The 12,842-nt window shown below is 62.9% G+C and carries 13 protein-coding genes; 4 read left to right on the top strand and 9 right to left on the bottom strand.

What is annotated here, in order from left to right:
• Nucleotides 1-2 precede the first annotated feature (2 nt).
• Genes ACEWPM_RS05630 through ACEWPM_RS05650 form a run of 5 tightly spaced genes read right to left on the bottom strand, consistent with a single transcriptional unit; the run spans nt 3 to nt 4,156 of the window.
• The gene (locus ACEWPM_RS05630) at nt 3-275 is read right to left on the bottom strand and encodes a EutN/CcmL family microcompartment protein (protein ID WP_393934962.1); all 273 of its coding nucleotides are present in this window, start codon (nt 273-275) and stop codon (nt 3-5) included.
• Nucleotides 272-718, bottom strand: coding sequence for a hypothetical protein (locus ACEWPM_RS05635; protein WP_420768008.1), 447 nt, complete (start codon nt 716-718; stop codon nt 272-274). Before ACEWPM_RS05635 ends, ACEWPM_RS05630 begins: the two co-directional genes overlap by 4 nt.
• Complete coding sequence (locus tag ACEWPM_RS05640; RefSeq protein WP_393963605.1) at nt 718-1,329, bottom strand: BMC domain-containing protein; 612 nt, start codon at nt 1,327-1,329, stop codon at nt 718-720. The genes ACEWPM_RS05635 and ACEWPM_RS05640 overlap by 1 nt, the downstream gene beginning before the upstream one ends.
• Nucleotides 1,326-2,858, bottom strand: coding sequence for an aldehyde dehydrogenase family protein (locus ACEWPM_RS05645; protein WP_393963606.1), 1,533 nt, complete (start codon nt 2,856-2,858; stop codon nt 1,326-1,328). The genes ACEWPM_RS05640 and ACEWPM_RS05645 overlap by 4 nt, the downstream gene beginning before the upstream one ends.
• The gene (locus ACEWPM_RS05650; RefSeq protein ID WP_393963607.1) at nt 2,855-4,156 is read right to left on the bottom strand and encodes a class-III pyridoxal-phosphate-dependent aminotransferase; all 1,302 of its coding nucleotides are present in this window, start codon (nt 4,154-4,156) and stop codon (nt 2,855-2,857) included. Before ACEWPM_RS05650 ends, ACEWPM_RS05645 begins: the two co-directional genes overlap by 4 nt.
• A gap of 123 nt (nt 4,157-4,279) precedes the next feature.
• Between ACEWPM_RS05650 and ACEWPM_RS05655 the strand changes: the two genes are divergently transcribed.
• Nucleotides 4,280-5,053, top strand: coding sequence for a DeoR/GlpR family DNA-binding transcription regulator (locus tag ACEWPM_RS05655; RefSeq protein ID WP_393963608.1), 774 nt, complete (start codon nt 4,280-4,282; stop codon nt 5,051-5,053).
• Nucleotides 5,054-5,068: 15 nt separating this feature from the next.
• On the opposite strand, the gene ACEWPM_RS05660 is transcribed toward ACEWPM_RS05655, so the two are convergent.
• From ACEWPM_RS05660 to ACEWPM_RS05675, 4 genes are all read right to left on the bottom strand, one after another.
• Nucleotides 5,069-5,737 carry a cysteine hydrolase family protein gene (locus ACEWPM_RS05660; protein ID WP_393963609.1) on the bottom strand — a complete coding sequence of 223 codons (669 nt, stop codon included), beginning with the start codon at nt 5,735-5,737 and terminating at the stop codon, nt 5,069-5,071.
• A gap of 193 nt (nt 5,738-5,930) precedes the next feature.
• Nucleotides 5,931-8,165 carry a TRAP transporter permease gene (locus ACEWPM_RS05665; RefSeq protein ID WP_393961462.1) on the bottom strand — a complete coding sequence of 745 codons (2,235 nt, stop codon included), beginning with the start codon at nt 8,163-8,165 and terminating at the stop codon, nt 5,931-5,933.
• On the bottom strand, nt 8,162-8,560 hold the full coding sequence (locus ACEWPM_RS05670; RefSeq protein WP_393961463.1) for a DUF1850 domain-containing protein: 399 nt from the start codon (nt 8,558-8,560) through the stop codon (nt 8,162-8,164). Before ACEWPM_RS05670 ends, ACEWPM_RS05665 begins: the two co-directional genes overlap by 4 nt.
• 107 nt (nt 8,561-8,667) lie before the next feature.
• A complete protein-coding gene (locus ACEWPM_RS05675; RefSeq protein WP_393961464.1) occupies nt 8,668-9,645 on the bottom strand; it encodes a TAXI family TRAP transporter solute-binding subunit in 978 nt (325 codons plus the stop codon).
• A gap of 142 nt (nt 9,646-9,787) precedes the next feature.
• On the opposite strand from ACEWPM_RS05675, the gene hutG reads away from it, so the two are divergent.
• The 3 genes from hutG to ACEWPM_RS05690 are packed head-to-tail and all read left to right on the top strand — an operon-like array spanning nt 9,788 to nt 12,789.
• Nucleotides 9,788-10,603 carry an N-formylglutamate deformylase gene (gene hutG, locus ACEWPM_RS05680; RefSeq protein ID WP_393961465.1) on the top strand — a complete coding sequence of 272 codons (816 nt, stop codon included), beginning with the start codon at nt 9,788-9,790 and terminating at the stop codon, nt 10,601-10,603.
• Nucleotides 10,600-12,027, top strand: coding sequence for a formimidoylglutamate deiminase (locus tag ACEWPM_RS05685; RefSeq protein ID WP_393961466.1), 1,428 nt, complete (start codon nt 10,600-10,602; stop codon nt 12,025-12,027). The genes hutG and ACEWPM_RS05685 overlap by 4 nt, the downstream gene beginning before the upstream one ends.
• Before the next feature lie 12 nt (nt 12,028-12,039).
• The gene (locus ACEWPM_RS05690) at nt 12,040-12,789 is read left to right on the top strand and encodes an IclR family transcriptional regulator (protein ID WP_393961467.1); all 750 of its coding nucleotides are present in this window, start codon (nt 12,040-12,042) and stop codon (nt 12,787-12,789) included.
• The last annotated feature ends 53 nt before the right edge of the window (nt 12,790-12,842 follow it).

The following is a 12,842-nucleotide window of genomic DNA, read 5'->3' on the forward strand; positions in this document are numbered from 1 at the left end:
CTTTAGCTTTTCCGGGACTTGCCGGTTTTCTGGGATGTTTCTTCGTCGATGGAGCCGATGATCAGCGCATCGATGGGCGCCGTGTGCCCGGTAAAGTATGCAGCCGCGACAGAGCCTTGGGTGATCAGCACCGCTTCTCCGGGCGCGCAGCCCAGCGGGTCATACGCGATAAGGCGCGCGCCCGTCTCGGTCTCGACCTCCAGATAGGCGCCTATGGGCATCGTCTCTATCCGGCGCGAGGCCCAGATTTTTCCGCTGACGGTCGCGCGTATCATGATGCAAACCTTTCGATCCTGATGCCCCGGCGCCGCGCTTCATCATTGGCAAGCGGCGTGAGACGGCAATGTTTGGGCACGCGCAGAACGCGGGCATCCCGGTCCAGCGCTTCGATGTCGCGCTCGGTCACCAGCTTCTTTGACAGCTCGGTCGCCTTGGCGCGGGCCGGATTGGCCGGGCCGGTCACGATCCGGGGCGCGGGTATATTCGCGGGCGCGGGCATGGCGCCCAGCAGCTCGAACCGTTGTGCGCCGCTGGTTACGGCGGCGGCGAACGCCGGATCATTTTGCGCCCGCGTCACCAGATCGCGCGCGAAGCGGTCCAGATCGGAACTGCCATGCAACTGCACGCGCTCGGGCGCGCGGGCCTGGGGGATCTCGGCCCTGAGCGCCTCGATTTCCTCGCGCAATATGCTTCTGATCTCGTCGCGCAGGCTGGACATCATTCGGCCCCCGCTGCGCGCAGCGCAGCCTCGGCCGCGCTCCGCGCGTTGCGCACATCCGCCTCGGTCCCGGCAAGGTAAAGCCGCCCATTGGCGCCGATGGGGCGCATGTCTATCACCTTGATATCGGCCTCTTTCTCGGCCTCGTTGCAGGCGAGGACGGCATAGGCTGCGGATTGGCATTCCAGCAGGTAGATGCTCTCGCCGCCCAGCACCATCGAGCCCATCTTGTTACGGTTCATCAAAAACGCGTGCTGGTTCTCGATATTGGTCACGATTTTCGAGGCGAGGATTTTGGGCGGCGCGACATCCGCCGCCGTCTGGCCCAGCTGCTCCATCACTGCCGCCGCACCCGCCTGAACCTCGGCGGTCGAGCGCGAATGAAATTGCAATGTGCCGAACTGCCGCTCGACCACCAGAAGCCCGGCGCGCACATCGGCGGATTTCAGAACAGCGTCGGTCAGTGCCTCGACATCGAGGCCGGGTGCGATCTCGACGATCTGCGCGGCCATGCGCGCGCGCGGCAGCGATCCTCGCATCCAGGTGCTGAGGTATGCCAGCGTCTGCGGCTGCAACTGGTCGATGAAGATCGAAGCGCGCAGATCCGTCATTTGTCGCCTCCGGTCAGGCCGCGAAGCTCTTCGAGGATCAGCTGGCGCAGCATGTCGCGATCCGGCTCCGGCAGGGCCGAGGGCGCGCGCGGCGCGGCATGGGCCTTGGCCGCCGGGGGCGTCTTGTGGTCCAGCACCGACAGATCGAACTGGTCGAAGGGCACGGAGGCGTCACTGTTATAGGCGATGCGCGTCCAGTGAACCAAATGCTGCGGCCCCACATTCTCCCCCACCGAGGAGCGCCCGGCGAAACCGGTTCCAACCATGAAGGTCGGCGGCAGATGCGTGGCAAATCCCGACGCCCCCTGGCTGCAGGGCGCATTGACGACGACTCGGTAGACCGGCAGATGTTGCGAGAAGTGCAACAGGCGGTCCGGCGCCTCGCCGTGGAAGGCCGCCGAGTGGCCCCCGCCCCGCCGCGCGATCTGCGCGGCGATGGTCATGGCCTGCTGGAAATCCACCGCCGAGGCGAAGGTCAGCACCGGGCACAGCTTTTCACGGAAAAGCGCATCGTCCTGCCCCGGCGCGGTTATCACGGGGACCAGCACGCGCACCGAGGGGCTGACACGGATGCCCGCCTGATCGGCGATCCAGACCGCCGATTTTCCGATAGCGGCAATGTTGAAGCCCTTTTCGGTAAAAAGATAATCGCGCAGCCTGTCGGTGTCGGCCTCATTGCACAGATGCGCGCCGGCGCTGCGCAGGGCGCGCTCCATGTTGCCGCGATTGCTATCCAGCGTCAGGACAACACTCTCGTTCGTGCAAAGCACAGAGTTGTCGAAGCTTTTGCTGTCGACCAGCCGCCGGGCCGCCGCGTCCACCTTGGCCGACGGATCGACATAGGCCACCGCATTGCCCGGCCCCACACCCAGCGCCGGGTTGCCCGAGGAATAGGCCGCGCGCACCATCGGCCCGCCGCCCGTGGCCATAATGACAGCGACCTTGTCGGAGGCCATGACCTCCTGCACCAGCGGCACCGACGGATGCTCGACGCACTGGATGAGACCCGAGGGCGCGCCTGCCGCCTCGGCAGCTTCGGCCAGCGTTCTGGCGGCATCGACGCTGCATTCACGCGCGGCGGGATGCGGGCTGAAGACGATCGCATTGCGGCTGAGAACGGCCATCAAGGTCTTGTAATACAGCGTCGCCACCGGGTTGGTCGCGGGGGTCAGGGCAAAGATGACACCTGCGGGCTTGGGAAGCTCGACCATCTTTTCGTCGGGCAGTACGCGGGGGCTGCAGAGGTCCAGATCGCGGTAATGATCCAGAAGCGCGATGCTGCTCAACTCGTTCTTGATCTTCTTGTGCTCGACCACGCCAAAGCCGGTCTCGCGCACGGCCCAGTCTGCGTAATATCCGGCCTTGGCATGGGCCGCACGGGCGACCGCCTCGGCTACGTTCAGCACCGTCTCGCGACTGGCGCGGCCAAACTGGCGCACGGCCCAATGGGCGCGGCTGACCTTCATATGCGCCGTGGCGATATGCGGGTCGGGAATGTCGAGACGCGAGGCGTTCGGATCGGCGCTCATGCGGCTGTCCTCATCGTTTTCAGCAATTGCCTGGCGCGCGGCATGGCGGCGTCAAAGCGGTCCATGATTTCCTGGCAGACATCGACGCCCAGCATCACGCCCGGCTTGAACTGCAATACCCGCTTGTCGAGCGATGAGAAGATCGCCCAGACGCCGTTCTCGTAAAGCGCGCGGCTGACCGCGACGGCGCCCTCGGGGTGATCGAACTCGAGGCCCAGAACGACGCCGCGCTGGCGCACGCCCACGAAGATATCGCTGTGCCGCTCCATCATCTCGGCCATGGCGGAGGCAAAGAACTCGGACACAAAATGCACGTTCGAGATGATCTCGGGGCGTTCCAGCATCTCGATGACCTTGTGACCGACAAGGCAGCCCAGCTCGGCTCCACCCGCGGTCGAGATATGCGCCGCGCCATCCTCGGTCAGCCAGCCGCCGCATTCCTTGGTCACGAGGCAGGCCGAGATGGGATAGATACCACCGCCAAGGCCCTTGCCGCAAACCATGATGTCAGGCTGGATGCCGTAGCCCTGCCAGCCCCACATGACGCCGGTGCGCATGAGGCCGGTCTGCACCTCGTCCGCGATCAAAAGCGTGCCGTATTTGCGGCAGATGCGGTGGCACTCGCGCAGATAATCGTCGTCCGGCATCGGAAAGCCGTAGGTCGCCGGGATCGTTTCGATAATGAAAGCCGCGACATCACCCTTTTTCAGCACCTCTTCCAGCGCATCGGTATCGTTAAAGGGCACGTTCAGGAATTCGTCGGGCCGGTCGGCGAGGAATATCTTGGAAAACCGCTCATCCCCCGTGGCGACCGACAGGCCGGAATGGCCGTGATAGCCCTTGATGATCGACACGATCTTCTTGCGCTTGGTGGTGTAGCGCGCTGTTTTCAAAGCGATCTCAACCGCCTCGGCCCCGCCTGCGCCGAAGATGGCATACTGCATATGCGGCGCGGTCTTGATCAGCCGCTCGGCGAAAGCGGCGCGCGCGACGGACGGGAACCAGTGGTTGCCCATGTCGAAATAGTCGAGGCCGGATTTCAGTGTCTGCACCAGTTCGGGATTGCGATGGCCGAAATTGTATGTGCCGCCATTCAGGTGCAGGTCGATCAGGCGTTTGCCCGACATGTCATACAGGAAATACTCCTCGCGCCGGTCGATCACCATCGGCGTTCCGGCATCGCTCCAGAACTGCACCTTACCCGGATTCCAATATTCGGCGGCCTTTTTCAAAAGGTCGTCTTTGGAGTCGAAGCTGAAAAATCCGTAGTTGAACACGCGCGATTCCCCCTCAGTCATCCATCACTTTAGCGATTGAGTTGGGTCTGGCAATTATTTTTGTGGCAAGTCGGTCATTTTTGGGCGGTGACACGGTCAAACGCTCGGCTATAAAGAGACGCGCACAAGTAGAAGAGGCGGTGAATGGCACCTTCCAAAAAAAATCGGCGTCAGGGGCGAATCCTGGAAGCGCTTGATCGCAATCCGGCAATGCGTGTCAGCGAGTTGGCCGAGGTTCTTGACGTGTCTTCGGAAACCATCCGCCGGGATCTGAGCCATCTGGACGAGACCGGACGCATAAGCCGCACTTATGGCGGTGCCGTGCGCGGCCAGGTGTCCGAGCCGCATCTGGCCGAGCGTCTCACCCAGCATATCGAGGCACGTCAGGCCATCGCGCGGCTGGCGCTTGATCTGGTCGGTGACGCTGAGACAATCTTTATCGGCGGCGGGGCCACGACACTGCATTTCGCCCGCGCCCTGCGTAGCACGGGCCGGCGCCTGACGGTGCTGACGCCCGCGCACCGGGTCGCAGCCGAGCTGTCGGAGAATTCGAACATCGAGATCATGTGCCTTCCCGGCGTTTATGATGGCAAGGAAGGTCTGGTGACCGGCCCGGAAACGGTGGCCGCCATCCGTCACTACTATACCCCCGTGGCTTTCATGGGGGCATCAGGCGTGGATGTCGGCGGCGTGAGCGAGGCGATGCTGGGGCCGTCCGATGTGTACCGCACGATGATTGAATGCTCGCAAACGGCCTATATTCTGGCGGACCAGTCCAAGTTCGATCGCCGCTCGCTGCGATACATCACCGGCTGGACGGAGGGCATCCATCTGGTGGCCGATACCAGCCCCTCCGCCGATCTGCTGAAACGGATCGAGGACGGCGGTGCGGCGCTGCACCTCAGCGACCGGGCCTGACGCCCCCTGCGCAGCCTATTGGATGAACGCTTCGACCTCCGGCAGGCTGGCGACATGGCAATAGATCATGTTGATGATCCTCAGCTCGGCCTCGTGCAGCTCCATCGTGGCGGCGGCGCAGCAATCATGGGCGACGACGACGGCAAAGCTTTCATCCGCAAGGCTGCGCACGGTCGATGACACGCACTGATCGGTGAATATTCCCGCGACAATGACATCGGTGATGCCCATGTTGCGCAGGATCAGCCTCAGGTTTGTGCCCGTCAGGGCGCTGTCGGTGGTCTTCTCCACGGAGATCTCGTCGCCCTTGGGGGCCAGCGCATCGACAATCTGCGCGTCCCACTCGTTCTTGGGGAGCAGAAGGTAGTTGAAACCGGGTTTTTTCTGGCTGAGCGAACGGTCGCGCCCATCGTCCTTGTGACAGGAAATGCGGGCATGGATCACCTCGACGCCCCTGGCGCGGCATGTCTCGATCAGGCGCGCGCAATTGGGAATGACAGTGCCATTCATCCGCTCGTAAAACGGCTGCCAACGCGCGGTTTCCTCGGGCGTGTCCTTGTCTTCGAGATAGGTGTTCTGCACGTCGATCATCAAAAGCGCGGTGCGCGCGGGATCCAGCGTGATGTCCTCGGGCTCTTCCGCATTTGCGTAATAGAACGAGCGATATGCAGTCTTCCAAGACATTTCCAGACTCCTGTGGCGTGATTGCGGGACAGACTAGCTGCGCCATTCCCCGTTTATCAAGCCAGTTCATGTTTGGTTTTTTTTACGGGCAGATTCTAAAGGCATGGCGGCGGCCTTTTGAACAAAGGCCGCCGCCACAGTGCATCTATGAGAACTCCATCTGGGTCATGCTTGCCGCCTTGGGGCTATTGCATCACGTCGCCACACCTTGCTTAGCCACGGGACGCACCAATACCCCTGCCAACACCAGGACCCCCACCGCGATGGCGACCCAATAGGTCGAGATCAGCAACAGACCCGCGATGGTCAGCGCCACTTTTTCCCAAAGAGCCAGAGGGCGGCGGAACCATCCGATATAGGCCGCCGACAGCGCCAATATGCCCATCAGACCCGAGATGAGCGCCGTGATGAACTCGCCCCAGGTGAAGTCCACGAAGAGCAGGCTGGGTGCGTAGATGAACATGAACGGCACCAGCGCCTTGCCCATGGAAAGGCGGAAAGCCGTCGTGCCCGTCGTCATCGGCTCGGAGCGGGCCAGACCTGCCGCCGCATAGGCCGCAAGGGCCACGGGCGGCGTCACATCAGCCAGAACCCCGAAGTAGAAGACGAAAAAGTGGGTGGCGATCAATGGCACGTCGAATTCCATCAATGCCGGCGCCGCGATGGAGGCGAGGATGATGTAGGTCGGCGTGGTCGGGATGCCCGCACCCATTATGATGCAGGCAATCGCGACAAAGATCAGACCAAAAAACAGCGCCATCCCGTTTTCCGACAGCAGGCCCGTGAAATCGAGGCTGATGACGAAGCCCGCGACATCATGCGCCAGTTGCACCACGGCGGCCGAGAACTTGAAGCCGAGGCCGGTCAGCGTGGTCATCCCCAGAAGGAAGCCCACACAGGCACAGGCCGCGCCGATGGCCAGCGCGAATTTCGCGCCATCCTCGAAGCCCCGGACAAGGCGCGGCGGCGTGAGAACCGTCGAAGTATCCATGCTGGTATTGCCAAGGCCGCGCATCAGGAGAGGGATGTAACTGCAGACAATGGTGAGGATGATCCCCCAGAACGCCGCCAGAAACGGCGTGTATTGCATCAGCAGCATTGCCACCATGACGCTCAGCGGGATGAACAGATGCCAGGATTTCCTCAGCACCGCGCCAAACTGGGGAATCTTGTCCTTGGACAGGCCCTCCAGACCCAGCTTCTTGGCCTCGAGATGCACCATCAGCAGGATGGCGATATAGTGAAAACAGGCCGGCACGATGGCGATTAGGATCAGCTCGTTATAGGGCACGCCCAGCATCTCCGTCATCACAAAGGCCGAGGCCCCCATGATGGGCGGCGTCACCTGCCCCCCGCACGACGCCGACGCCTCGACCGCGCCAGCGAACCGCCCTGAAAAGCCTGACTTCTTCATCAGCGGAATGGTAAAGGCGCCCGTCGTGACCGTGTTGGCGATGGGCGATCCCGAGATCATCCCGAAGAAGCCGGAGGAGACCACCGACACCTTTGCCGACCCGCCCGAGGCGCGGCCCGCGATGATGGTCGCAAGGTCGATGAAGAGCTGGCCCAGCCCGCTCATTTGCGCAAGGATCCCGAAGAGCACAAAGTGGAAGACATAAGTGGCCACGACGCCGACGGCGACGCCGTAGATGCCTTCGGTTCCGACAAAAAGATGGTTGACGATGCGCGTGATCGAATAGCCGCGATGCGCAAGAATGCCCGGCAGATAGGGCCCCAGCAGCGCATAAAGCAGGCAGCCCACTCCGATCCACGCCAGCGTCGGCCCCATCGTGCGGCGCGTCGCCTCCAGCGTCATCACGATGGCAACAATGCCCATCATGTAGGCCGGGTCCGGCGGGCTGCCGACATTGTCGATGAAGATATGCTGGAAAAAGACCGTCAGATAGGCTGAGAACCCGGCGCCAAAGGCCGCAAAGACCCAATCGCGCAGCGCCACCTTGCCGGGTGCCGCGCCCGGTCGGTTGATGGGCAGGGTCAGCCCGATGAGAACCAGCATCACAGCAACAAAGACAACCTTCAGCGTGCTGGCCGGCAGCGACGCGGCGATATCGTAGAGAATGTAGAGGTAGAAGCCCGCAAAAAGCAGCGACTCGATCCATAATCTGCGGGTCGGCTCGGCGCGTTTGCGCGGGAAGACCAGAAAGATCAGGCCCATGACAAAGCTGAGGTGGATGGTGCGGTGCATCACCTCGTTCAGCAGGCCAAAGCCCGCCGTGTAGACGTGAAACAGCGACAGGGCGACCGATGCGATCGTCACCAGCATCGCGGTCGGGCCTAGCAGATTGCGGAAGTTCGATTCCGAATCGTATTCGCGAACCAGCGCCTCGACCTCATCGGGGGTGAAGTCGTGATCGCCATCGGCTGCGGTGTGGCCGTGATTGTCCTTGGACGCGTTTCCGGGGGTCAATGCGGTATCTCCTCATCGCATGGGGCAAGGGTGAGAGCCGAGTGCCCCAGATCTGCCAGTGGCAGCGCGCTGCCGCCGATGTGAAGGGTATTCTGAAACTCGGCTTGAATGCGGAGCGGTATGGGGCCTGTCTTGCGGCGCATGTCCAGGATGAACTGGCCGTTCTCATGGCGCCATCCGGTGGCATCCACATCATCCGCGATCGAGGGCAGCCCGGCCCCGTGCGCGACAAAGATTTCGGCAGTCTGCAAGATCTCGCCATTCTCGACGCGGTAGACATCGGTGACCGGCGTGCGCGAGACGGAATGAATGAAGCTCAGCTTGAAGACGCCCGCGTCCCCCATCGGCAGCCGGGCTACGATGCCCCCGCCGCCACGGGTTTCGGACAGGCACAACCAATCTTGCCCCGCCCCGGCGGATGCCGGATGCGAGGCCCATGATGCAAAAGGGATGGCAACCAAGGCCGCCATCCCCGCACAGCGCAGATACCTGCGCAGATGCATTACTCCGAGACGCCCTTCTCGGCGTAATACTTCTCGGCGCCGGGATGCACCGGGATCGAAATGCTTTCCAGCGCCTTGTCGATGGCGATCTGCTTGCCCATCGGGTGCACCTGGCCCAGCGTTTCGGTATTCTCGTAGAGCGCCTTGGTCACCGCGTAGATCAGATCCTGGGGAACGTCCGCATGAGTGGCCCAGATGGCACGCACAGCCAGCGTTTCGACATCCGCGTCTATGCCTTTGTAGCTGCCTGCGGCGATCACGGAATTGGCATAATAAGGCTGCGTTTCCTGCAACTTGGCAATCGCCGGGCCAGTCAGCGGCACGATGCGGATATCGTGGCCATTGGCCAGATCGGTGACCGACGATGTCGGCAGGCCCGCAGTGATCAGAGAAGCGTCGAGGTTGCCATCCTTGATCTTGTCGACCGACTGGGCGAAGGACGAATAATCTTCGGACACGTCCTCGCGCGCGATGCCATGCGCCTCGAGCAGATCACCCAGAAGCTGCCACTGGCCCGATCCCGGCGAGCCGGACGAGATGGACTTGCCCTTGAGATCCTCGAATGTCTCGATGCCGCTATCCGCGCGCACGACCAGCTGCACGGTTTCGGGATAAAGCGCGCCGATGGCCCGCAGATTTTCAAGTGCGCCATCCTCGAACTGGCCCACACCGCGATAGGCGGCGTCCAGGATATCGGCGGCGACAAAGGCCGACTCGATCTCACCGCGGCCCAGAAGCTGCGCATTGGCCACCGAGGCGTTGCCGGTCTCGGCGGTGGCCGAAATCTTGGTGTCAGGCATCTCGGCGGTGTTGGAGATCAGCTGCGCCAGCATGCCACCAAGCGGGTAATAGGTGCCGCCCGTGCCGCCGGTCGCTATGCCAAAGAACGTGCGGCTTGCCGCGAATGAGGGCGCCGCGATCGTGGCCAGCGTGGCCGCTGCAGTGGTGCCAAGGAAATGGCGACGGGAAATGGTCATGGGTGGATCCTCTATGTGCTGTTGCAAAGCCCCAATCCAAGCGGGCCAACAGAGGCTGCGCGGGTGATTGGGTGAGTGCGGCAAGTCTTGACGTCCACATTTTGTATGTCAATGTTCATTTTCAGATACAAAAGGAAATTCCATGAGCAGCGAGACTGATTCCGCCATCTATACCCAAATTCGCGGCTCCGGGCCGCTATTGCTGAGCGTGCCGCATGCAGGCACGCATCTGCCGGACGCGCTTCGCTCGGAGCTGCGGCCGGACGCGCTGGACTTGCGCGATACCGACTGGCACATGGACCGGATCGCTCGCGACATCATGCCGAAGGACGCCAGTCTGGTTGCCGCGCGCGTCTCGCGCTACGCGGCGGATTTGAACAGATCGGACGCGGACACGCCGCTTTATTCAGGGGCGACGACGGGGCTGATCTCGACCATCGATTTCGACGGCACGCCGCTCTACCGCGAGGGATGCGAGCCCAATGACGCCGCGCGTGCTGAGCGTATCGCGCAGTATTGGCAGCCCTATCACGACGCGCTCAGCGCCGAGATCGCACGGATTCGCGTCCAGCACGGCTACTGCCTGCTGCTGGACATGCATTCGATCCGCAGCCGGGTGCCGCGCCTGTTCGAGGGCAAGCTGCCGGATCTGAACCTCGGCACCGATTCCGGCGCGGCCTGCGCCCCTGCCCTGGCAGACGCCGCCTTCGACGCATTGCAGCGCAGCGGGTTCAGCGCGGTTCGCGATGCGCGGTTCAAGGGCGGGTACATCACCCGCCACTACGGGGATCCTGCCAACGATGTGCACGCGCTCCAGATCGAAATCGCGCAGGATTGCTACATGGTCGAGCAAAGCCCCTGGACCTACCTGCCGGACAAGGCGGACCGCCTCAAGGATGCGCTTGGCCAGCTTATTGACACCATGACAAAGTTCAGCCCGGAGCCTTCGCAGCCATGACCCAGACACAGATGACCGGCGCACATTTCCGCCTCGCCCTCACCGCAAATGGATGGCGACGCAACCTGTCGGCGCATTTCGCGCCCGATGGCACGATTGCCAAGCTGGGCGAGGACGACAATCTTGATGGTCTGCCCGTCTATGACGCGCCAGTGGTGCCCGGCATCACCGATCTTCACAGCCACGCCTTCCAATATGCGATGGCGGGCCTGTCGGAGGTGCGCCGCAGCCCGGTGGACAGCTTCTGGTCGTGGCGCGACATCATGTATTTCTTCGCGCTTACCCTCTCGCCCGAAGACACGCAGGCGATCGCCGCACGGCTCTATCTGGATCTGTTGAAGGGCGGCTATACCGGCATCGTGGAATTCCACTATCTGCACAATGATCTGGACGGCACGCCCTATGCCCGGCCCGAGGAGCTGTCGCTGGCGATTTTCGAGGCCGCGAAGACGACCGGCCTCGACTTGACGCATTTGCCGGTGTTTTACGCCCATTCCAATTTCGGCGGCCTGCCCCCCACCGATGGGCAGCGGCGGTTCATCAACGATTTGGACAGCTATGCGGTGATGATCGACGCACTGAAACGCCCGGCAGCCGAGGCGGGCCACACGCTGGGCATTGCGCCGCATTCCCTGCGCGCCGCCACCCTGGAGGAGATCGACAGGCTTCTGGCGCTGCGGGAGGATCTGCTGCCGGGCTGCCCCGTGCATATTCACGTCGCCGAACAGGTCAAGGAGGTGGAGGATGCGCTGGCGCATACAGGCCGCCGCCCGGTCGAGCAGTTGTTCGAGATCGCGCCGGTTGATCAGAGCTGGTGCCTGATCCATGCCACCCATCTGAATGACGAGGAAGTGCGCATGATCGCCCGCTCGGGCGCCACTGTCGGGCTCTGCCCGATGACCGAGGCCAATCTGGGCGATGGCATTTTCCGCGCGACGGACTTCCTGGACCAGGGCGGCGTTTTCGGCATCGGATCGGATTCGAACATCGCCACCTCTGCCGCGACCGAATTGCAGCAACTGGAATATAGCCAACGCCTGAGCAAAAGGCAGCGCAACGTGCTGGCCAGCAGCAATCAGCCGCATGTCGCCGCCAATCTCTGGTCGTGCGCCGCCCAAGGCGGGGCCCGCGCAGCCGGCCGCCCCGAGCAGGGCATCGCCGTGGGTGGCATGGCAAGCTTTGTCGAGCTGACCAGTCCCGAGCCCGCCGCGATGGCCCCAGTGGACGATACCGCCGCGCTGGATTTCCACGTCTTTGCCGGACGCGGATTTCACGTTGGCGATGTTGTCGTGCGCGGGCGCCGCGTTATCTGCGACGGACACCACCCGCAGGAAGATGCCATTCGCGCTCACTATGCGGCGGCCATGCAAAGGGTGTCGCAGCGGCTTGCTGCGCGGCAGGACACGGACCCTATGAAAGGCTGAAGATAAAGGCGCATGACGAAAGATCCCGACTATCGCTCGAACTCTCTGATGCGCGGCCTCAGCATTCTGGAATGCTTTGACCATCGCCACCCCGAGACGACCCTGACCGAGATCGCCGAGGCGATTTCGGTCACCAGTTCGGCCGCGTACCGTTTTGTCATCACGCTCGAGCGGGAGGGATACCTGACCCGCGAGGACAACCGCTACCGGCTGGCGCCGCGCGTGATGGATCTGGGCTATCGATTTCTGGCGTCGCTCGATGTGTATGACCTGGCCCGCCTGCCCGCGGACGAGTTGCGCAACGAGACCGGGTTTACCGTGCATGTCTCGGTGCTGGACGGCTGCGACATCGTCTATGTCTACCGCGCCCTGTCGAACCGCGCGATGGTGTCGAACGTACCGGTTGGCTCGCGCCTGCCCGCCTTCTCGACCACGATGGGGCGTGTTCTGCTCAGCGATCTGCCGGAGGCCGAGCTTGACCGCCGCTTTGACGGCTACGACTTCGCGCCGATCAGCCCCGAGGCGCCAAGCTCGCTCGCCGCGCTCAAGGCGCTTTTGCCCGAGGACCGCGCACGCGGCTATGTGGCGCAAAACTCGCATCTGGCCACCGGGACCGTGTCCATCGCCGCGCCCTTGATTTCGCACCATGGCCAATACCTGGCGGCGCTGAACCTTTCGGGGCATGAATCGCAAATGCAGCCGGACGCGGCATTGATCCAGCGTGTTCTGACGACGGCGCGGCGGATTTCGGAAATGCTCTGACGGGTAAGGCGCGCCGCCTGCCAAAAGCGCTGCGGCGGCCCCGCCAAGGGCCG

Source organism: Roseovarius maritimus (assembly GCF_043355895.2).
Taxonomy (GTDB): domain Bacteria; phylum Pseudomonadota; class Alphaproteobacteria; order Rhodobacterales; family Rhodobacteraceae; genus Roseovarius; species Roseovarius maritimus.